The sequence below is a fragment of the Thermosynechococcus vestitus BP-1 genome (assembly GCF_000011345.1).
In the GTDB taxonomy this organism is placed as follows: Bacteria; Cyanobacteriota; Cyanobacteriia; order Thermosynechococcales; family Thermosynechococcaceae; genus Thermosynechococcus; species Thermosynechococcus vestitus.
Window position 1 is genome coordinate 2,504,424 of sequence record NC_004113.1, and the last position, 20,875, is coordinate 2,525,298.

At 53.4% G+C, this 20,875-nt stretch carries 20 protein-coding genes and 1 pseudogene; 12 read left to right on the plus strand and 9 right to left on the minus strand.

Annotated elements, in window-relative coordinates; all coding sequences use genetic code 11:
• Positions 1-13 precede the first annotated feature (13 nt).
• Both TLL_RS12165 and gatB read left to right on the plus strand, forming a co-directional pair.
• Positions 14-1,162 (plus strand): citrate synthase, encoded by a 1,149-nt coding sequence (locus TLL_RS12165; protein WP_011058225.1) that lies wholly within the window; start codon positions 14-16, stop codon positions 1,160-1,162.
• Between the two features lie 173 nt (positions 1,163-1,335).
• Complete coding sequence (gene gatB / locus TLL_RS12170) at positions 1,336-2,838, plus strand: Asp-tRNA(Asn)/Glu-tRNA(Gln) amidotransferase subunit GatB (protein WP_011058226.1); 1,503 nt, start codon at positions 1,336-1,338, stop codon at positions 2,836-2,838.
• Here the strand turns inward: gatB and TLL_RS12175 are convergent.
• The 4 genes from TLL_RS12175 to tnpA all read right to left on the minus strand — a co-directional run bounded on the left by TLL_RS12175 (position 2,821) and on the right by tnpA (position 8,004).
• Positions 2,821-4,338 carry an NAD(P)H-hydrate dehydratase gene (locus TLL_RS12175; protein ID WP_011058227.1) on the minus strand — a complete coding sequence of 506 codons (1,518 nt, stop codon included), beginning with the start codon at positions 4,336-4,338 and terminating at the stop codon, positions 2,821-2,823. The genes gatB and TLL_RS12175 overlap by 18 nt on opposite strands.
• On the minus strand, positions 4,335-5,474 hold the full coding sequence (locus tag TLL_RS12180) for an anhydro-N-acetylmuramic acid kinase (RefSeq protein ID WP_011058228.1): 1,140 nt from the start codon (positions 5,472-5,474) through the stop codon (positions 4,335-4,337). The genes TLL_RS12175 and TLL_RS12180 overlap by 4 nt, the downstream gene beginning before the upstream one ends.
• 19 nt (positions 5,475-5,493) lie before the next feature.
• The gene (locus tag TLL_RS12185) at positions 5,494-7,218 is read right to left on the minus strand and encodes an ABC transporter permease (RefSeq protein ID WP_011058229.1); all 1,725 of its coding nucleotides are present in this window, start codon (positions 7,216-7,218) and stop codon (positions 5,494-5,496) included.
• A 387-nt stretch (positions 7,219-7,605) separates the two neighbouring features.
• Positions 7,606-8,004 carry an IS200/IS605 family transposase gene (gene tnpA, locus TLL_RS12190; protein ID WP_011058230.1) on the minus strand — a complete coding sequence of 133 codons (399 nt, stop codon included), beginning with the start codon at positions 8,002-8,004 and terminating at the stop codon, positions 7,606-7,608.
• A 51-nt stretch (positions 8,005-8,055) separates the two neighbouring features.
• Between tnpA and TLL_RS12195 the strand changes: the two genes are divergently transcribed.
• From TLL_RS12195 to TLL_RS12225, 7 genes and pseudogenes are all read left to right on the plus strand, one after another.
• Positions 8,056-9,234, plus strand: coding sequence for an RNA-guided endonuclease InsQ/TnpB family protein (locus TLL_RS12195; RefSeq protein WP_011058231.1), 1,179 nt, complete (start codon positions 8,056-8,058; stop codon positions 9,232-9,234).
• Positions 9,235-9,276: 42 nt separating this feature from the next.
• Positions 9,277-9,522 (plus strand): annotated as a pseudogene (locus tag TLL_RS12200) (pyruvate kinase alpha/beta domain-containing protein); the annotation flags it as partial.
• A gap of 100 nt (positions 9,523-9,622) precedes the next feature.
• Entirely contained in the window at positions 9,623-10,330 is a 708-nt protein-coding gene (locus tag TLL_RS12205) for an SIMPL domain-containing protein (protein ID WP_011058233.1), read from the plus strand.
• A gap of 9 nt (positions 10,331-10,339) precedes the next feature.
• On the plus strand, positions 10,340-11,701 hold the full coding sequence (locus TLL_RS12210) for a DUF3370 domain-containing protein (RefSeq protein ID WP_164921041.1): 1,362 nt from the start codon (positions 10,340-10,342) through the stop codon (positions 11,699-11,701).
• A gap of 61 nt (positions 11,702-11,762) precedes the next feature.
• Positions 11,763-12,935: a molybdopterin-synthase adenylyltransferase MoeB gene (moeB, locus tag TLL_RS12215; protein WP_011058235.1), complete on the plus strand. Its 1,173-nt coding sequence runs from the start codon at positions 11,763-11,765 to the stop codon at positions 12,933-12,935.
• Between the two features lie 162 nt (positions 12,936-13,097).
• Complete coding sequence (locus TLL_RS12220; protein ID WP_011058236.1) at positions 13,098-13,565, plus strand: photosystem I reaction center protein subunit XI; 468 nt, start codon at positions 13,098-13,100, stop codon at positions 13,563-13,565.
• 50 nt (positions 13,566-13,615) lie between these two features.
• Complete coding sequence (locus TLL_RS12225) at positions 13,616-13,732, plus strand: photosystem I reaction center subunit VIII (protein WP_011058237.1); 117 nt, start codon at positions 13,616-13,618, stop codon at positions 13,730-13,732.
• 96 nt (positions 13,733-13,828) lie between these two features.
• Here the strand turns inward: TLL_RS12225 and TLL_RS12230 are convergent, their stop codons facing one another.
• The 5 genes from TLL_RS12230 to TLL_RS12250 all read right to left on the minus strand — a co-directional run bounded on the left by TLL_RS12230 (position 13,829) and on the right by TLL_RS12250 (position 19,238).
• Complete coding sequence (locus TLL_RS12230) at positions 13,829-14,362, minus strand: tetratricopeptide repeat protein (RefSeq protein ID WP_164921042.1); 534 nt, start codon at positions 14,360-14,362, stop codon at positions 13,829-13,831.
• Between the two features lie 118 nt (positions 14,363-14,480).
• Positions 14,481-15,674 (minus strand): MlaD family protein, encoded by a 1,194-nt coding sequence (locus tag TLL_RS12235; RefSeq protein ID WP_011058239.1) that lies wholly within the window; start codon positions 15,672-15,674, stop codon positions 14,481-14,483.
• Positions 15,675-15,715: 41 nt separating this feature from the next.
• Positions 15,716-17,356 (minus strand): L-aspartate oxidase, encoded by a 1,641-nt coding sequence (gene nadB / locus TLL_RS12240; protein WP_011058240.1) that lies wholly within the window; start codon positions 17,354-17,356, stop codon positions 15,716-15,718.
• A gap of 46 nt (positions 17,357-17,402) precedes the next feature.
• Positions 17,403-17,807 (minus strand): photosystem II complex extrinsic protein PsbU, encoded by a 405-nt coding sequence (psbU, locus tag TLL_RS12245; RefSeq protein WP_011058241.1) that lies wholly within the window; start codon positions 17,805-17,807, stop codon positions 17,403-17,405.
• A 231-nt stretch (positions 17,808-18,038) separates the two neighbouring features.
• Complete coding sequence (locus TLL_RS12250; protein WP_011058242.1) at positions 18,039-19,238, minus strand: adenylate/guanylate cyclase domain-containing protein; 1,200 nt, start codon at positions 19,236-19,238, stop codon at positions 18,039-18,041.
• 315 nt (positions 19,239-19,553) lie between these two features.
• On the opposite strand from TLL_RS12250, the gene TLL_RS12255 reads away from it, so the two are divergent.
• From TLL_RS12255 to rplI, 3 genes are all read left to right on the plus strand, one after another.
• Positions 19,554-20,048, plus strand: coding sequence for a photosystem I reaction center subunit III (locus TLL_RS12255; protein WP_011058243.1), 495 nt, complete (start codon positions 19,554-19,556; stop codon positions 20,046-20,048).
• 37 nt (positions 20,049-20,085) lie between these two features.
• Positions 20,086-20,211 (plus strand): photosystem I reaction center subunit IX, encoded by a 126-nt coding sequence (gene psaJ, locus TLL_RS12260; protein WP_011058244.1) that lies wholly within the window; start codon positions 20,086-20,088, stop codon positions 20,209-20,211.
• 197 nt (positions 20,212-20,408) lie between these two features.
• Entirely contained in the window at positions 20,409-20,867 is a 459-nt protein-coding gene (rplI, locus tag TLL_RS12265) for a 50S ribosomal protein L9 (RefSeq protein ID WP_011058245.1), read from the plus strand.
• Positions 20,868-20,875 lie beyond the last annotated feature (8 nt).

Here is a 20,875-nt window from a genome sequence, read left to right on the forward strand (position 1 = left end):
AGGACACCTACGCATGGTTGCTTGCGAATTTAGCCCCGGTCTTGACGGTATTCCCGTTGCTCAATCGGCCATTAGCTATGTGGATGGCCAAGCAGGCATTCTGGAGTATCGCGGTGTCCCGATTCAGGAACTAGCGGAGAAAAGCACGTTTTTGGAAACTGCCTTCCTCTTGATTTGGGGCTACTGGCCAAACAGGGAGGAGTTAGCAGCCTTTGAGCACGATATTACCTACCATCGCCGCGTTAAATATCGCATTCGCGATATGATGAAATGCTTTCCCGAAAGTGGCCACCCCATGGATGCCCTGCAGGCCTCGGCGGGAGCCTTGGGATTGTTCTATTCACGGCGGGCACTCGAGGATCCAGAGTACATTCGGGCAGCGGTGATTCGCCTCTTGGCAAAAATTCCAACGATGGTGGCGGCCTTTCAACTGATCCGCAAGGGAAATGACCCAGTCATGCCCTGTGATGAACTGGACTATGCGGCCAATTTTCTCTATATGCTCAATGAGCGGCGGCCGGATCCATTTGCAGCGCGAGTATTTGATATTTGCTTGATTCTCCACGCGGAGCACACGATGAATGCCTCAACCTTCTCGGCGCGGGTGACGGCCTCGACGTTGACAGACCCCTACGCCGTGGTTGCTTCAGCGGTGGGTACGCTGGCAGGGCCACTCCACGGGGGCGCCAATGAAGATGTGATCAATATGCTTGAAGAAATCGGCAGTGTCGAGAATGTCCGTCCCTATGTGGAAAAGTGTATCCAGAACAAGATCAAAATTGCTGGGTTTGGCCATCGTGTGTATAAGGTCAAGGATCCGCGCGCCACGATTTTACAGAAGTTGGCGGAGCAGTTGTTTGATAAGTTTGGCGGCGATCGCTACTACGACATTGCCCTGAAACTGGAGGAAGTGGTGGGCGAATACCTCAGTTACAAGGGGATTTACCCCAATGTAGACTTTTACTCTGGTCTTGTCTACCGGCGGTTGGGAATTCCCAGTGATTTGTTTACGCCGGTGTTTGCGATCGCCCGCGTGGCCGGTTGGCTAGCCCACTGGAAGGAACAACTGGAGGCCAATCGCATTTATCGTCCCACCCAAGTCTATACGGGTGCCCACAATCAGCCCTATGTGCCCATGGAGGAACGCAATCATCGCCCCTAACTCTCGATCCGCAATTCCTGACTAATCTGCCTTATAGTGACGGTACCCCTGTGGAGTTTCTGATGGCAAAGGCAAAATCAAATCAACGGCAAGCATCAAAAGCATCAAAAACGTCAAAAACATCCAAAGCGTCGCCATCCCCTCAATCAACCTCAACCCAGCAGGCAGCAACCGTGGCGCCTGAACCCACCCCTGTAGATGCCGCTAGTCTCACCTACGAGGCGGTGATTGGCCTAGAGATTCACTGCCAACTCAGTACCCAAACAAAAATTTTCTCCTCTAGCTCGACCCAGTTTGGAGCACCCCCAAATACCAACATTGATCCGGTGTGTTTGGGGTTGCCGGGGACGCTCCCTGTGTTGAATGAAAAGGTTCTCGAGTACGCTGTCAAGGCGGGTTTAGCCCTCAATTGTCAGATTGCCCCCTACAGCAAGTTCGATCGCAAGCAGTATTTTTATCCTGACTTGCCGAAAAACTATCAAATCTCGCAGTACGATCTGCCCATTGCCCACCATGGCTATCTTGAGATTGAACTGGTGGATGACAAGGGGACTGCCCGCCGTAAAAAAATTGGCATTACTCGCCTGCACATGGAGGAAGATGCCGGCAAGTTGGTCCATGCGGGGAGCGATCGCCTGTCTGGCTCCGCCTACTCCCTAGTGGACTTGAATCGCGCCGGGGTGCCCTTGGTGGAGATTGTCTCCGAGCCAGATTTGCGCACCGGTCAAGAGGCGGCGGAATATGCCCAAGAACTGCGGCGCATTCTCCGTTACTTGGGGGTTTGTGATGGCAATATGCAGGAGGGCTCGCTGCGCTGCGATGTCAATATCTCCGTGCGGCCAGTGGGCAGCAACACCTTTGGCACCAAGGTGGAGATTAAAAACATGAACTCCTTTAGTGCCATCCAACGTGCCATTGACTATGAAATTGAGCGACAAGTGGCTGCCCTCAAAGCGGGGGAACCCATCGTTCAAGAAACGCGGCTCTGGGATGAGGCCACCCAAGAAACGCGAACCATGCGGGTCAAGGAAGGCTCCAGTGACTACCGCTACTTTCCTGAACCCGATCTCGGACCTATTGAGGTCACTGCTGAGCAATTGGCGGCATGGCGCGCTGAGCTGCCCGAACTCCCTGCCCAAAAACGCCGCCGCTATGAATCGGAGTGGGGATTACCACCCCAGGATGCCCGCGTTCTCACCGATGAGCGAGCCGTTGCTGAATACTTTGAGGCAACCGTTGTTGCAGGGGCACCCCCGAAATTAGCGGCCAACTGGATCATGGGGGATATTACCGCCTATCTCAAGGAACAAAAACTGGCGATCGAGGCACTGCCCCTGAAACCGGCGGAATTAGCGGAGTTGATCCAACTCATTGAGGCGGGCACCATTAGTGGCAAAATTGCCAAGGAGATCTTGCCCGAATTACTCTCCCAAGGGGGCTCGCCAAAAGCCCTGGTGGAGCGCAAAGGCCTCAGCCAAATTTCTGATGTTGCCACCCTAGAGGCAATGATTGATGAGGTACTGGCGGCACATCCCAATGAACTGGAGCAATACCGTGCTGGCAAGACCAAACTTCAAGGCTTCTTTGTTGGCCAACTGATGAAAAAAAGTGGCGGGCGTGCCGATCCGAAGCTAGCGAATCAACTCCTGGCTCAAAAGCTAAACCCTGGCAGCTAGGGCGCGGCGCAGTGTCGGCAACAGGTGAGCAATCAACTGTTCGGGATAAACCCCTAGGGAGGTAGCCTGTTGTTCCGCTTCAAGGGCGGCTTGGGCATGCCACCAAACGCCCCCATAGGTTGCTCTCAGTGCTTCCTGCTGGGCCAAAAGGCCGCCTATGAGGCCAGTGAGAACATCGCCACTGCCCCCCCGGGCCAGGGCAGGGGTACTGTGGGGGTTGATCCAGAGGTCACCCCTCGCAGAGGCAATGGCCGTCCGTGCTCCTTTGAGAAGAACAATGGCGTTGCTCCAGCGAGCGGCTGCGATCACTTGGTCGAGGCGATCGCCCGCGGTGCCGACAAGGTCAGGAAAGAGCCGTCGAAATTCGCCATAATGGGGGGTCAAAATCGTGCCACTGGGCAGTGGCCATGGGGAGAGGGTCGCCAAGATGTTCAGGGCATCGGCATCTAGGACGAGGGATGTCTCAGCCCTGAGCACTGTTGCCACAACTGAGACTGCCTCAGGGGTTAGCCCTGGCCCACAGGCAATAGCGGAAAATTTCCCTAACTCTAGGCCCTCGGGCAAGCGAGCGATCGCCCCCCTAGGTGTTTCTGGACAGCCGACAACGATGGCATCGGGAACTCGTGAGAGCACCAGGGACTTCAGGGATTGGGGCACCGCCACCACCAGCATTCCCACACCCGTACAGCGGGCGGCTAGGGCACTGAGGAGAATACTGCCCCCAAACTGGCCAGAGCCGCCAATGAGTAAAAGCTGACCTTGCTGATACTTGTGGGTAATGGGCGATCGCGACAGGGGCAATGCTTGCCAACAGGAATCATCCAGGCAATATCGCCGCGGCGCACTAGCCAAGGCTGTTTCAATCACGACCGAGGGAATATCAAAGGGGATTAACACCCCCTGCCCCACCCACGGTTGGGCCTCCTCCACCAGTAGCCCCCGCTTCCAGAGTCCTAAACAGAGGGTGCGATCGGCCCGAATTGCAGTGCCTAACACTGCCCCCGTATCACTGTGGAGCCCCGAGGGGACATCGATGCTCACCCGCGGTTGCGGCCAAGTGTTAATCTCATCAATGGCATGGGCCAGTTCACCCGTCAGTTCCCGCTCTAGGCCAAAACCAAAGAGACCATCCACAATCACGTCAACTTCCTGCAACGCCTCCACCCGCTCCACAAAGGGCAGACCGAGAAAGCGAGCATAGCGGGCATGATCCGCCGTCAGGGGCTTCAGCCGCTCAAAGGGCTGCCAGAGTTTGACCTGATAGCCGCGGTGCCATAGTTCCCGCGCCACCACCAAGGCATCACCGCCGTTGTGACCGGGGCCTGCCAAGACGGCCACGCGGGGATACTGGGAGGTTGGGAAATGCGCCTGCAGATAGTGACTCAATCGCTGCCCCACCTTTTCCATCAGGGCAGGAATGGGGAGGCCGCCATTAAACATTGCTCCCTCAATTGCCTGCATTTCAGCAGTGGTGACAATCGCCGGAAATGTTGGTTTCATCGCTGTCCTAGCCAACGTTGACCTAAGGGAACCGCCTGGCGTGCCCCCGTAACCTGGGGCAAATTCCCTGGCAAGCCCAACTCATGCCAGTAGGCCAAAATTGCGAAGGCGATCGCCTCCTTTGCATCCACTGCAATCCCCGCCGCAGCAGTGGTTTCCACGGGAAGGTCTCCTAAATGCACCTGCAGCCGCTCCCTGAGAAAAGAATTGTGGGCACCGCCGCCACATAGGAAGATGCGCTGTGGCCATTGGGGCAAAAATTGGCGATAGCTCTCAACGATACTGCGAGCTGTAAATTCCGTTAGCGTGGCTAGAAGATCCGCAGGTGCCAAACCAGTGGCATCCGTACGGCAGCGTTGCCAAAAGGGCAGACCAAAGTATTCCCGCCCAGTGGATTTTGGCGGCGGCTGGTGAAAGAAGGGGTCCTGCAGCCAGTGCTCCACTAGGGGCTCGCTAATTTTGCCCTGTCGTGCCCATGTGCCATCAGGATCATAGGTCAATTCACTCCCCGATAACTCCGTTACCGCCAGATCAAGCAGCATATTGCCGGGACCTGTATCCCAGCCCATGACCCCTTTCCCCTCAGGATCCTCGAGCTGAGCGGGCAAGTAGGTGACATTGCCGATCCCACCGATGTTTTGCACACAGCGGACTTCCGTGGCATGACCCAAAAGACACCAATCCACCCGCGGCACAAGGGGCGCCCCTTGACCACCCAGGGCAATATCCTGAGCGCGAAAGTTGGCAATGGTGGTCATGCCTGTACGCCAAGCAATCCAATCCCCCCGTCCCAGTTGTAGGCTGTAGCCTAGGCGATCGCCTACGGGGGGGCGATGAAAGACCGTTTGACCATGGGAGCCAATGAGATCTGCCCGTGGATAGCCCCGTTGAACCCTTTGCGCCGCATGGGCGAAGGCCTCGGCGATTGCCTCATCCAAGGCCGCCAACTCAGCCAGGGTTAAGGATTTTGCACCACAAACCTCAAGAATACGCTGCCGCAGGGCGTCTGGATAGGGCACGGTACAAAAATTCAACACCGTTACCTGCAGGTCGCGATCGCCCCCCCATAGCTCCACCAAGACCGCGTCAATGCCATCCACAGAGGTTCCGCTCATCAAGCCAATGACCCGCATCATCTGCGCCCACAGCAGTTGCTTACAACAGTTGATATTTTGTTTCCGCCAAGCGGTAGAGGGGTCGCCAAACCAAGCGGTTGGTCAAAACCACCAATAACGACATCACCGCTGTTGCTGCCATCAGTAGAGGAAAATCTCCCCGAACGCTAGCCTCGGAAATGAGGGCCCCCAAGCCAAGGGTTTGCTCCGTTTGGTTCTGAAATTCCACATATTCACTGACGATGCTGGCGTTCCAAGCGCCCCCCACAGCGGTAATGATGCCCGTCATCAAATAGGGAAAAATTCCGGGCAAAATGAGAGTGCGCCACCGCTGCCACCAAGGGAGTTGATAGACCACCGCTGCTTCGAATAATTCTGTGGGAATGGCCTGGGCTCCGGCAATCACATTAAAGAGGATGTACCACATTGTGCCCAGCATCATCAGCGCCACAGATCCAATCTCCAAGCCCCCACCCACATTGGCCAGGGCCAACAGCAAGACTGGAAATAGCGCCGTGGCCGGCACCGATGCCGCAATTTGAACAATGGGTTGCAACACTTGCGCAGCACGCGGATTGCGACCGATCGCCACCCCTACAGGCACCGTCCACAGTAGCGAGAGAAGGAGGGCCGTCATTACCCTAAGGGTTGTCAGTACCGCCCCCAGAGTAATTTGCTGCCATTGTTGCCAACTCACCTTGAACATTTGCTGCACAAAGGCGATCGCCCCCCAACCCACGACCACAGCAGAAATCAGCAAAATGATGGGGGTGATCCGCCAGTGGCCTTGGCCATTCCGGGGGGCAAGAGATTGACGGGGGTGTTTGGGGCGCAACTGCTCATCCAGTCGTTCCCAGACGGGGGCAAAGATCTGTTGGTGGAAAGCTCGCAACGTGGGCGATCGCCGTAGAAAATCAAGAAGGAAGGATTTAGGCACATTCTCCGCCTCGACCATTTCCATCTTGAATTTTTCGCCCCAGGCAATCAGGGGACGCCACACCAAAATATCAATGGTGATGATGACGCCAATGAGAACTGCCAAGCCGTAGATCAAAGCCGCATAATCCTGTTCGTTGGCCGCTGTCGCCAGATAGGAACCTAAGCCTGGCAATGTAAACGTTTTCTCGCCAATGGTAAAGGACTCAATCGCCATCAGGAAAAACCAGCCGCCCGCCACCGACATCACACTATTCCAGATCAGGCCAATGGCTCCCGCGGGCAAATCCAACGTCCACACCCGCTGCCACCATCCCAAGCGATAAATTTTTGCTACCTCCCGCAGCTCCTGGGGCACACTAATCAAAGACTGGTAAAAGCTAAACGTCATGTTCCAAGCCATCCCCGTGTAGATGAGGATAATGGCTGCCAATTCTACGCCCATACGACTCCCCGGAAAGAGCGCAATGAGGGCCAGCACCACCCCCGGCAAAAATGACAGCACCGGAATCGATTGCAGAATATCCAGCAGGGGCAGCAGGATTTTTTCAGCAGTGCGGTTGTAGTAGGCGATATAGGAGTAGAGGATGCTAAAGACCAGGGAAATCATGTAGGCAATGAGCATCCGCAGCAGCGTTTGAGCAGTGTAACTTGGCAAGACCGCCGGACTCAGCTCAATAGTGATTGTGGGGTCATAGCGTCCTGTAAACTGAGCCGCTGTGTTGACAATCCAAAAGATCAGGGCAATCAAGGCCAAAATCATCAGGCCATCTTGCCAAGTCCAAGCACGATTGAGTGTTTGATTGTCGGGGGTCAGGGGGCGTGCCATTGCGGCCTCCGGCAGTGATCTCCACGAGGCAAATTATAGCCACATCCCTGTGGCCATAAAAGTTAATAGGGAATGCAAGCCACAACACCCCTGAATTCCTTGACCGATGCTTAAGATTGAGCAGAGTATTAAGGTATCCCCCACTCCTATGCTTTGTAGCGATGTTGTCGGGCGAATCCGCGGTGGCTGCCTTTCCTGTGCAGGCGGTGAAGATGCTGGCGCGAATTGCAGTAGACGTGGAGCCGCACCTTGGGTTTGACCCTATGCCCGCCTAGCGCAATGATGAGACCCATGCCCTGGGTGAAGCCTGAACCCCTATTACTCAAATCCTCGATCTGCGGGCGATCGCCTGCTTGACCAATGAAATGGGATACAAGCCCCGTCCTTTTAGGACGGCTTTTTTTGATTTCTAATGTATTCCTTAAGCACCTCTAACAGTGCTCCTCCAACAGATGCCGCAAAATAACTAGGGCTCCAAAGTGATTCTTCATGGGGTTTTGGTAGTGCAGCTTTTCCATATCGACGACTAGATACACCTTTAAGCGCATTTACAATCTGCGAAACAGAAAGTTTAGGAGGGTACTCGATTAGCGCATGGACATGATCTTCTTCGCCGTTAAATTCAAGAATCTGAAAATCCATCTTCTTGGCGACTTCTCGAAACGATTTCTCGATCAGCTCTAATCCCTCAGCGCTAAGGACTGGCCGGCGATACTTAGTCACGCATACCAAATGAATCTTTAGGTCCGTAACACTGTGTCTCCCTTTACGAAGATGACTTGACATTGCCTGTAGACCAACCTATAATCTAGCTACAGACCAATTATAGCACGACCAATGAAAGCTAGATATAGGTATCGTTTCTATCCCACAGACCAACAACGAGAACACCTAGCTCAGTTGTTTGGGTGTGTCCGTGTGGTATGGAACGATGCACTGGAAATATGCAAGAAATCTGATAAATTGCCAAAAACTAGTGAATTGCAAAAGCTGGTAATTACCCAAGGGAAGAAAACACCAGAGCGGCAATGGTTGTCTGATGTTTCTAATGTCCCGTTACAGCAGTCCGTTGCCGATTTAGGAGTTGCCTATAAAAACTTCTTCGATTCAATTAAAGGTAGGCGAAAAGGCAAGAAGATCAACCCTCCTAGATTTAAAAAGAAGACAGAAAGACAATCAGCCAGATTTACTACCTATGGGTTTTCAATTAAAGGCGAAGAAGTTTATCTGGCGAAGATTGGTAACGTCAGACCAATTTGGTCAAGAAAGCTTCCTTCTGAACCAAGCTCAGTTACGGTGATTAAAGATGCTGCAAATCGATATTTTCTCAGTTTTGTGGTCGAGATCGATCCAGTTCATCAACCTGCAACTAACCCTTCTATCGGCATTGATTTGGGAATTAAAGCGTTTGCTACTTTAAGTACGGGCGAAAAGATTAATGGCCCTGATTATTCCAAGCTAGACAAAAAGATCAGGCGAAAACAACGCAAACTGGCCCGTCAAGTTAAAGGAAGCAAACGGCGGGAGAAAACAAGACTGCAAATCGCTAAGCTTCATGGTCGGATTTCAGACATTCGCAGGGATTTCTTGCATAAATTGTCTACCCGCGTGGTTATCGAGAACCAAGTGATCGCGCTGGAAGACTTGAATGTCTCTGGAATGGTGAAGAACCGCAAACTCGCTAGAGCAATTAGCTTGCAAGGTTGGCGAGAATTCAGGGTTTTAGTTGAGGCTAAGTGCAACAAACTAAACCGTGAGTTTATTGTTATCGACCGATGGGAGCCAACCAGTCAGACTTGCTCAAAATGCGGTTTTAAATGGGGCAAAATCGATCTATCCGTTCGCTCTGTTGTATGCATAAACTGCGGCGCAGAGCACGATAGAGACGAAAATGCCGCAAGAAACATAGAGAAAGTCGGGATAGGGCATTGCCACGACTATAAATGGACGCAGAGGGGGAGTAAGACTACTTCGGTAGCATCACCCAGTGAAGCGTCAAGAATCATCGCACTTTAGGGCGGTGAGTATGTCAAAGAAACAAGTTAGACCGCAACTACTGCCTCTGGGGAACGGGTGAAACCGCTGATTGTCGCCTTTACCGATCGCCCGCGGGTGTATCACTGGATGAATTGGCTTTGGGGCGTGAAGCCGATGCTTTTGGAAACGCTCCCTATAACCTTTGCAGGAATGCTTGCCGTGGCCAAAAACCAACTCAAAGAGCGCCAGCTGGTCAGCAAGGGCGATAAAATTTTGATCCTGGGTGACATTCCTGCCCAAAGCCCTCAAGGCACCAAGTTTTATTAAGATTCATAGGATTCGCACCTAAAGGGGAACAGAATCCCAGGTAGAGGCGGTCTCGAGAGAAACAAGGTTCATGACGTTTTAGCTTAGTTTGTCTGCTGCTATGAAACATCCGTTGAGGCCTTTTTATACCCTCGGTCTTGTCGCTTTTCTTGTGGGGGCATCTGTGGTGGTTGCTGAGGGACCCGCCGTGAGTCAAGAGGCCCAACGTACCCTGACGGTCATAGGTCGAGGGACAGAAGCCATTTCAGCAACCCTTGCCCAAGTGAGCCTTGGGGTCGAAGTTCAAGGTCGTACGGCCCAGGAGGTACAGCAGGAGGTGGCGCGGCGAGCCAATGCGATTTTGGCGGTTTTGCGGGCACGGGAGGTCAGTCAACTGCAAACCACGGGGCTGAGTCTCAGTCCAAATTATGAATACACCAACAATCGGCGGATACTGGTGGGCTATATCGGGCGCAATACCGTGAGTTTTCGCATTGCCAGCGATCGCGTGGGGCCACTCCTTGACGCTGCTGTGCAAGCTGGCGCAACCACGATTGACAATCTTAGCTTTACGGCCCCAGAGGCCACCATTGCCGCTGCCCAACGCACTGCCCTGCAGCGGGCAACCCAAGATGCCCAAAGCCAAGCCCAAGCAGTGCTGAGTGCCCTCAATCTCCAACCGCGGCAAGTGGTGAGCATTCAAATTGGTCAGGCGGCACCTCCTCCAAAACTCTTCAGCGTTCGCGCAGCAACGATGGCTGATAGCACCCCTGTCGTCTCTGGGGAATTGCAGGTGGAGGCGAGTGTAACGCTGCAAATTAGCTACTAGGTCTTGGTGATGGCGATTGATTTCCGTTGGTGGTGGGGGAGCTGCGCGGCACTGGTTGCCCTGTCTCCAGTGTTGTCTCAGGCGCCGGCAACGATTGAAAAACCCCAAAAAGTCCTCCCTTTACCGGGGGCCCTCGATCAGGTGCCTGTGTTTAATAGCAATAGCCCAGAGGTGGTGCAGCGACCGGGCATTCTTCTTTCTACCTTTCCACCCGAGGGCAAAGGGACCCCCAAGGCCCACTTGAACTTTGCCTTTCGCGATCGCTTTGATATCTTTGCCCACCATATTGCTCAGCCCCTTGACCCGCAGGATCTCACCACCCTCTACCTAGGGATTCTCGCCTACAACCCCAGTGCTGAAGCGGTAACAGTGAACCTGATCTATGCCGCCAGTTACCTGAGTCAACCCGATGCTCCCTTCCGCCCCCTACCCAGTCAGCAGGCTAATGATCTAGGCCAAGTTTTTGCCGGTCCGGGCGATCGCGTCATGCTAGAGATTTTGCGACAACGGCGGCAACCGGGCTGGCCAGCACAAATCGTCATTCCCCCCCGCAGTTATGCCCTGATGGCCAATTTACCGATTCCTGTTAAGGGGCTAGACCCACCCCTCAATGGCCGTTCGCTGCTGATTCGCGCCCGCAGCAGTGGCAACATTTACCTTGCCAGTTTAGCCCGCTTTGGCAATGAAACGCCGACCCTAGAGCAATGGCAGCAGACCCTAATGACAGGGGAACTGGTCACTCCCCGCGATCGCGCCCCCACCCCCCCCCATCAAGGGGGCCACATCATCTATGGTCGAGTCGCCGGCGTGGCCCTTGGCTCCCGCTGGCACAATCCCCAACAACAACCCATTCCCATTCCCGCCGCAGGGAGCGCCGTTTCCTATCCCATTAGTTCCTTAATCGGAGGGCGCCTAGGTACTGGGCAAATTCAAGCTGCTCCCTTGGTGGTGCGCTATCCCGATACCGCCCATGCAGCCCACGGCAACTATGGGGTTGAATATGATTTAGTGCTGCCCCTGCAAAACACTCGCGATCGCCCCCAGACCGTTCGCCTTGCCCTCCAAACCCCCATCAAGTTCGATGCACCTGCCCCTGGGCTGCGGTTTTTTGCTGAGCCGCCCAACCGCATCTTTTTCCGAGGCAGCATCCGCTTGCGCTTCCGCGATGATCAAAGCACCCCCCAAAGTCGGATCATTCATCTGGTGCAACGCCAAGGGGAACAGGGAGAGGATTTGCTGCGCCTCCGGCTCCAACCCAAAGAAACCCGTTGGATCCAGTTCACCATGCTCTATCCACCGGATGCGACACCACCCCAAGTCTTGACAATTGAAACCCTCAGCGATCGCAAGTCTCACCCCTCAGTACAATAAAAACATCCCCTCACCTTTGCTGGTCAGGTCAGATCAGCGGCATTTCTTATGAAGGGCTACCATGCTAAATCCAGACCTGTCTACGATTCAACTAACGAAAGACGACTATGAACGCTATTCCCGCCATCTGATTTTGCCGGAGGTGGGTGTTGAGGGTCAAAAACGCCTCAAAGCTGCCAGCGTGCTTTGCATTGGCACAGGTGGATTGGGATCACCGCTGCTGCTTTATCTTGCCGCTGCGGGTGTTGGTCGCCTTGGCATTGTCGATTTTGATGTGGTGGATAGTTCGAATTTGCAACGGCAGGTGATCCACGGCACCTCTTGGGTGGGCAAGCCCAAAATTGAATCGGCCAAGCACCGCATCCTTGAGATCAATCCCTACTGCCAAGTCGATCTGTACGACACTCGCTTGAGCGCCGCCAATGCCCTTGAGATTATGGCGGACTACGACATTGTGGTGGATGGCACCGATAACTTCCCCACCCGCTACTTGGTGAACGATGCCTGTGTGCTTCTGAATAAGCCCAATGTCTATGGCTCCATCTTTCGCTTTGAAGGCCAGGCCACCGTCTTTAACTATGAAGGCGGCCCCAACTACCGCGATCTCTACCCGGAACCCCCGCCGCCGGGTCTGGTACCCTCCTGTGCTGAAGGGGGCGTTCTTGGCATTTTACCGGGTATTATTGGTGTCATCCAGGCCACAGAGACGATTAAAATCATTCTTGGCAAAGGCACCACCCTTAGTGGCCGCCTTTTGCTCTTCAATGCTTTAGAGATGAAATTCCGTGAACTCAAGCTGCGCCCCAACCCCGAACGGCCAGTGATTGACAAGCTGATTGACTACGAAGAATTCTGTGGTATTCGCCAAGCTAAGGCACAGGAGGCCGCCCAAATGGCAGAAATTCCAGAAATGACTGTGCAGGAACTCAAAGCCCTTATGGATAGTGGTGCCCAAGATTACGTCCTTGTGGATGTGCGCAACCCCAATGAGTACGAAATTGCCAGGATTCCCGGTTCTGTCCTGGTTCCCCTATCGGAAATTGAAAACGGCCCGGGCGTGGAGAAAATCCGCAGTCTGCTGAATGGCCATCGCCTTTTGGTGCACTGCAAGATGGGGGGACGCTCTGCCAAAGCGTTGGGCATCCTCAAAGAGGCTGGCATTGAGGGAATCAATATCAAAGGGGGCATCAACGCTTGGAGTCAGGAAGTCGACCCCAGCGTACCCACCTACTAACCCAAGATTGGGGGCAGGGCGGCGTAAGGGGATGTTGCGATACATGAACTTTCTTGAAGAGAAGCACGCTCTCTCTCGCGCGATCGCCCGCCCTTGCCTAGAATAACCACTTAGGTCTGTGCCTGTGCGCGGACATGACGGAATGCTAGGGAAATAAAAATCATGGCAGAAGAACTGGTTAAGCCATATAATGGCGATCCCTTTGTGGGGCACTTGTCAACCCCCATTTCTGACTCTGGCCTAGTGAAGACGTTTATTGGTAACCTACCCGCCTATCGTCAAGGCCTCTCCCCGATCCTGCGGGGCTTGGAAGTGGGGATGGCCCATGGTTACTTCCTCATTGGTCCTTGGGTCAAGCTCGGTCCACTGCGGGACTCTGATGTGGCCAACTTAGGTGGTCTCATTTCTGGAATCGCGCTTATTCTTGTGGCGACAGCCTGCTTAGCGGCCTATGGTCTAGTCAGTTTTCAAAAGGGTGGCAGCAGCAGCGATCCCCTGAAAACCAGTGAAGGTTGGAGTCAGTTTACGGCTGGCTTCTTCGTGGGTGCCATGGGGAGTGCCTTTGTGGCCTTCTTCCTCCTCGAAAACTTTTCTGTTGTCGATGGCATCATGACTGGCTTGTTTAACTAGAGCCTTGGTCACTCTTGACGTTTGATCATCCAGAAGGAGAACCGCTGATTATGATGGGATCTTATGCTGCATCCTTTTTGCCTTGGATTTTTATTCCCGTGGTCTGTTGGCTCATGCCCACGGTAGTGATGGGGCTCCTGTTTCTTTACATTGAAGGAGAGGCCTAAGCCGAGGGCTAGCTTACCCAGATCAATAGAGATTGTGAATTGAGAACTGGTTGGGAAATCTCCTAGCCAGTTTTTTGTTGCTAAGCAGCGGTATCCTCAAGCCGCCGCACCACTGAGCCGTTTTTTCAGGGAATTCACCCGCCGTTGGGCGATCGCGTTGTTGGGGTCATATTTCAGTGTGTGCTGATAGGCTTCAAGGGCTGGTTGGGGGAGGTTCTTCTTCTCATAGGCGTGACCAAGATTGTTAGCTGCAGTCACATAGTCTGGTTGATGTTTGAGGGCCTCTTTGTACTGGCGAATCGCCAAATCGTACTGCTCCTGCATGAAGTAGGCATAGCCAAGGGCATTGTAGATGGGGGCAAGAGGGGTTTCGCCTTCACTTTCAGCCGCCTTCAGGGCCTTTTGAAATAGGGGAATTGCTTGACTGGCCAGTTTCTTAGTGAGGTAAATGCTGCCTAGCTCAAAGTATTCTTGGGTAGTGCCCGGTTCCTGCTTGAGCTTGCGTTGGAGGCGTGTCAAGCTAGACTCAATGCGGCGGGTTTTAAGAATTTGTTTGACCACAAACCAAGCCGAGACGCCCAGTAAAACAATCAATACACTGAGATAAATGGCGGGTAAGGCATTCTCCATGGTCAGTTCTATCCTCAATGGCTTCCTGAAAAATTTAGGCTCTGTGCATTTATTCTTAGGTCTATGATAAGCAGAGCGGACCCGCTTCCTCCTAGAAATCTTCCCATTGCCAGCTAGCCTAGGGTTCTGGTTCCTCTTCCTTAGTGGGTTTTGCAGCCGCAGTGGGAGCAGAAATTGCGGGCATAGGTTCATGAGCCTCCCCTAGGGAAGTGGCATGGAGTGCCAAGAATTGCTGCTCAAGATCCTGGCTTGAGGCCAGCAGGCGCCTGAGGATTTGAATTAAGCGTCGTAAATCGGACTGAAAGGAGGGATCGCTGGTCAGTTTGAGAAGGTCATTGGTGAGTTTTTGGGCATTGATGAATGTGGCGCGCGCGGCGTCTAAGGTTTGGGCGATCGACAGCATAATGAGAGGACTGCTTAGGGCCCCAGAGACTTTATTGAGATTGGCGGCTGCTTCGGCGCCATTTTTAATTAGGGCATCCAAATTCGCTAGCAATTCCCCCTGCTCCAGTTGATTCGTCAGGGGGTGCAGTGCTTTGAGTGTGGTTCTCAGCTCTCGAGCAGCACTGTCAATGTTGCGCAAACTAGAGTTAATGGTGTTGCGGTTGACTTCAACGATTTCACTGATTTGGTTGGCTGCACGAGTAACTGCTTGCGCGGCGATGCCAAAGTTCCGTAGTTCAGCACGGGCTTGATTACTGAGGGCATTGAAGCTATCGAGGGCAGTGGTGACCTTCGTCAGGGATTGATCAGCACGGTTAACGATGCGGGTTGCCCCCAAAATGAGGGTGTTGGCGTTGTTGATCAGGCCTGATTCTTCAAGGGCAGTGGTAAAACGAGTTGCGGCTCGCACCAAATCTTCTAAGCTGGCAGTGCGCACCCCGGTCACGCGATCGCCATTACAGTAAACCAACTCTGGTTGGCACTTGGGAGCAAAGGCGGTGACCCCTTCGGGAATCTCCGGTACTCGCTCCTTGGGGGTAAAGTCCAAGAAGGCTTGACCAATAAAGCCCGACTGGCGAATCTCCGGTACAGCTCTACGGGGAATCAACACATTATTGATGCGCACACTCACTTGGACACCATTGGCATCAAAACCAATGGCCGTGACTCGTCCCACCTGGACGCCTCGATAGCGCACCTGTGTTCCCACTGCTAAGCCCGGTGCTGTGTCCAATTCCACCTCAAGGGTGTAGCTATTGGCACCGGCAAGGTTGCCCCGCAACCAGAGGAGGCCAACCCCCAATGTAGCTAAGCCCGCAAGAATGACCAGGCCCACCAAACTTTCCTGCACACGCCGTGACTGCATCATAGGGAGAGATCACCGCAAAAAATTTTTGGAATCTATAGCAACTATAGTTTACTCTGAAGTCCTTGAATCGCTGCTTTTTGCCAGTGTTCTCCCGAAATCAGGGTGTGCATTTGCCAGTTAGGATCGGGTTGGGGGTAGTCTTGGCGATAGTGACCACCGCGGCTTTCCTCACGAAAGAGGGCACTTTTGAGAATTAAATAGGCAATATCCAAGAGATTGCGTAGCTCGCCCCATTCCCAAAGAGTGTCCTGCACGGCTTGATTGCTGAGGGTATAACAGTAGTTGGGGCCGAGTTCATGGAAGGCGATCGCGACTGGATGAACCAGCAATTCTTGGCGCCATTCCTTCACTTGGGAAAGCGCAGCCATTAGCGTGGGAGCATCGCGACAAATCCCCGCACTTTGCCACAGGAGTTCCCGCAAGTCTTGGCGCCACTGACGAAAGCTCACGGGCTCAATTTCCAGGGATTTCTGGCCAGCAGGGGACACTGCCAAGGGATGGGGCTGAGGTTCCAGATAAGCAAGTTGAGCTGAAAAGACAAAACATTCCAAAAGGGAGTTACTGGCTAGGCGATTGGCACCATGGACACCAGTACTAGCGACTTCGCCAACGGCATAGAGGCCGGGAAGGCTGGTTTTGGCCTGTAAATCGGTGACGACTCCCCCCATCCAGTAATGGGCTGCGGGAGACACCGGAATGGGTTGCTGCTCAACGTCAATGCCCCACTGCCGACAGACGGCGATGATTTTCGGAAAGCGGTAGTGCAGGCGATCGCGGGCAATGGGTCGTAGGTCTAGCCAGACATGGGGGGCAGGGGTGTGCTGAAGGTGACGGTAAATGGCACGGCTGACAATATCCCGTGGAGCAAGCTCGCCAGCAGGATGGTAATCCGTCAGAAAGCGATGACCTGTGTTGTCGATTAAATGGGCCCCTTCACCCCGTACTGCTTCACTGATAAGAAATCGCGGTGCCCCCTCGACGGCTAGGGCAGTGGGATGAAACTGAAAAAACTCGACATCGCGAATCTGGGCACCGGCTCGCCAGGCCATTGCCACACCATCGCCAGTACTGAGGGGGGGATTGGTAGTTTGGGCAAAAACTTGACCGCCACCCCCCGTAGCGAGAATGACCGCCCCCGAGCGCAGCCACTGAAGCTGTCCCTGATGCAACAGACACACCCCACAGCATCGCCCCGACTCTAGCCACAGATCCAAGACAAAGCTATTGGGCAAAAGCGTGATATGGGGTGCAGCAGTGACCTGTTTGAGCAGTGTCGTAATTAGGGCTTGTCCGGTGGTATCAGCGGCATGGAGTACTCGAGGACGAGAATGGGCAGCTTCGAGGGTCAGAGCCGGGCGATCGCCCGCACGATCAAAGGCAACTCCCATCGCCAACAGGCGCTCCACCTGCGCTGGTGCCTGCTCAACCAAAAACTGGACACTCACTGGATCACAAAGACCAGCTCCCGCAGCAAGGGTATCCTGGGCATGGAGCAAGGGAGAATCCGTAGGATCAATGGCCGCAGCCATACCCCCCTGTGCCCAGCCGCTGGCGGATTGCTGGAGATCGGTTTTTGTGATCAGGCCAATGCGATAGGTGGCAGGAAGAGCAAGGGCAGCACTGAGACCCGCAGCACCACTGCCAATGATTAAGACATCAAATCCAGAAGTTGCGGGAGTCAACGCTAACCCAAAAGAAGATTATCCCTAATATTGCTAACGAGGCTGACTACTTGTATAGCCCATTATTGTAGCGATCGCCACCCTCAACAAGAGCTGTTTCCACCTCAGTCACGGTAAAGTGCTCCAAATTTTCCCGCAAAATTTGCTTTTGCCGCTCCGTCAGGCCGGGAATGTTGAGGACATCTTCAACAGATTCGTACGGAGCATTTTTAACGATTAATTTCGCTAGGGTTGGGTATAGCCCCCGGTATTGAATAAAGGCGGCAATATTGGTATTGTTGAGGTCAATTTTTTCACCATAGGCAGTGCCGAGTTTCTCATCTACCACATTGACCAGTTCTTCCTCGGTGGATGCAGTTGCTGCCAAGGTTGGGGCACTCCAGTTGATCCAGCCCAACAGGCTAACGCCCACAAAGTAAGCCAGTGCTAGCCAGCGGCCCAAACGTTGCATAATTCCTTTACCTCCCAAATCTCACAGGTCATTACAAAAACAGCGGTTCATTAAGAGTCAAAGCAAAGAACTGACCACATCGCACAGCAAGCGCAGGCGGCGGTAGCCGATCACCAGCAGGATGACAGAGAAAACTGAGGCATTATGCCCACAATAGAGTTAGGCTGCCCCCTACAGGTGATTCAATCATATCAGAGGGAGGCCGTCCCTTCATCGCCTTTTTCAAGGTGTTTAATGTAGGGTGTCTCTGCTTTTGAGGGCTTGGGCAAGGAAGGAATGCAGGTCATCAAACGTGCCCACGTAGGCAGGTACAGGAGCTTCATAGCCCTTGAGATTCAGGACTTGAGGTCGAAATGGGACAGGGGTTGGGCAAGAGTGCACAAGGTAGTGGTAAGTGGTTGCTCCCATGGCCAAATCAGCGGCAATGGTTTTGGTGGCACTCTCAAGGCGAAAAGCAGCATTAACGGTATCTCCCAAAGCAGTATAGTCTGGGCGATCGCCACTCCCGGTATTGCCCACCATTGCATAGCCCGTATTCAAGCCAGAACCAATGCGCAATGGCCACGGCAAGGGATATTGCTGGTGCAGTTCTCCCGTCATCAGCCGTAAATCCTCTAAGGCAGAGAGGGTGTGGCAAATTTCTTGATAGCCAATCTCCTCGCTTTCGTGGATCCAAACTGCCATCACCGCATCACCAATGTACTTATCGACCCAACTGCCGTATTGACGGATAATCTCACCTGCGCGATGAAACCACGTCCCAATGAGTTCTGACAGTAGTTCCTCTTCGAGTTGTCGCGTCAGCTGCGTAAAGTCACGAATATCCACGACCAAAACTGTCAATAGGCGGCGGACATGGAGAAGCGCCGTGGCGGAGCCTTCGGATTGTGGCAAAGACAGAGTGGCATTTTCGGAAAACAGGGGGGCGAAGGGTTCATTAAAAAAGTCCAATTCTGTTTGGCCAAAGGTAATACGATCGCCATTGTGCAGGGCAATGGGAATGCTGACGCGGCGACCATTGACAAACGTGCCATTGCGACTGCCAAGATCAATGAGATAAAATTCCCCCCGTCCCATGCGCTGAATCATGGCATGGTTCCGTGACATCCAGCGATCGCTGAGCACAATTGAATTATCTTCACTGCGGCCAATGGTCCAGCAGTTCCCCCCCGTTAAGGGAAAATAACAAACCGTGTCCTCGCTCACCAGTGCCAGATGGGGTTCTGAGGGGGGTGGAGCCTCCGGGTGAAGGACCTCAGGAACGCCGCGAATCTGTGAAAGGGTATGGCGCAGTTGGTTAATAATTTGCTGCTGACGCAAAATAATCGCCACTAATTGTTGGGAAGGTAAGGTTTCTAGGATTTTTTGATCGGGCAAGTTAAACGTCAGGTCAGTATCCATGGGGGGCGAAATAGGAAAAACACTTTTCATCGTTGACAAATCACAGTGGGTTAGCTATCCCCCCAGTGCCACGGACGTGTAGATGTTGCAGGGTGAAGTCCAATATAGATCCAGTCTAGCAAAGGAACGTTGTCCGGCTCAATCGATGCTGTCTTTGCGGTAGCACTGATCAAGCATAGAGCGATCGCCAGAGAAAGCATTAGTCACTATTTGCCCTCGTAAAAATTATTAACCTTTCCCCTAGGGTTGGGTTGAAGCCCATCCGCTAAAATGAGGGCAGTTTTGGGAGGGATGACTCTCTCCGTGAATGCACTTTGACCTGTCTGCATTTGAGGACAACACTCCATGCGTCGATTCTTAGCCCTACTCCTTGTCTTGACCCTGTGGCTAGGTTTTACCCCCCTAGCCTCCGCTGATGTGGCAGGACTCGTCCCTTGCAAAGATTCTCCTGCCTTTCAAAAACGTGCTGCGGCTGCTGTGAATACCACCGCTGATCCTGCTTCTGGCCAAAAACGGTTTGAGCGCTACAGCCAAGCCCTCTGTGGCGAAGATGGTTTGCCCCACCTGGTTGTCGATGGTCGTCTCAGCCGTGCCGGTGATTTTCTCATTCCCAGTGTGCTCTTCCTGTACATCGCTGGCTGGATTGGCTGGGTGGGCCGCGCCTACTTGATTGCCGTGCGCAACAGCGGCGAAGCCAATGAAAAAGAAATCATTATTGATGTTCCCCTTGCCATCAAATGTATGCTCACGGGTTTTGCTTGGCCTTTGGCCGCCCTCAAGGAGCTGGCATCGGGCGAACTCACCGCCAAAGATAACGAAATCACTGTTTCCCCTCGCTAGCTTTGCTGTTTGTTGATTGTCATAAGGACGACGTACCATGAAGCACTTTTTGACCTATCTTTCCACCGCCCCCGTGCTAGCTGCCATTTGGATGACGATTACCGCCGGGATTTTGATTGAGTTTAATCGCTTCTACCCCGACTTGCTCTTCCATCCCCTCTAAGTCAATCCTTAACGTTTGAACAAACTCGGTACAAGGGTGGAACAGCGTTCTGCCCTTTTTTATTGCGATCGCGTCCCACAGCGTAGCTGTTCGCGCCCTAGAGGGTATAGAATAGTTATTTGTCCTAAAATAACAGCCGTAGCCACCAGCGCTGACGCTTGCTGTTAACCCATCCAGTTCAATGAAAGAGGATACCCATGGCAAAGCGGGTGCAAGTTGTCTTGAATGAAACCGTTAATAAACTCGGGCGAATGGGTCAAGTCGTCGAAGTCGCCCCCGGCTATGCCCGTAATTACCTGTTCCCAAGAGGGATTGCCGAGCCAGCAACCCCCAGTGCCCTACGGCGCGTAGAGCGGCTCCAAGAAAAAGAACGGCAGCGGCTCGCCGCACTCAAAAGCATTGCTGAAAAACAAAAAGCGACCCTCGAAAAACTGGCGACCATTACCATCTCGATGCCCGTGGGCGAAAAAGATATGCTCTTTGGCAGCGTCACACCCCAAGATGTGGCCGATGCGATCCAGGCGATTACGGGTGAAACCATCGACCGCCGCGAAATGATCCTGCCTGAGATTCGCAAATTGGGCACCTACACGGCTGAAATCAAACTCCACCCCGAAGTGACTGTCAAGCTCAATATCCAAGTTGTTGCCGATTAGGGCTAGCT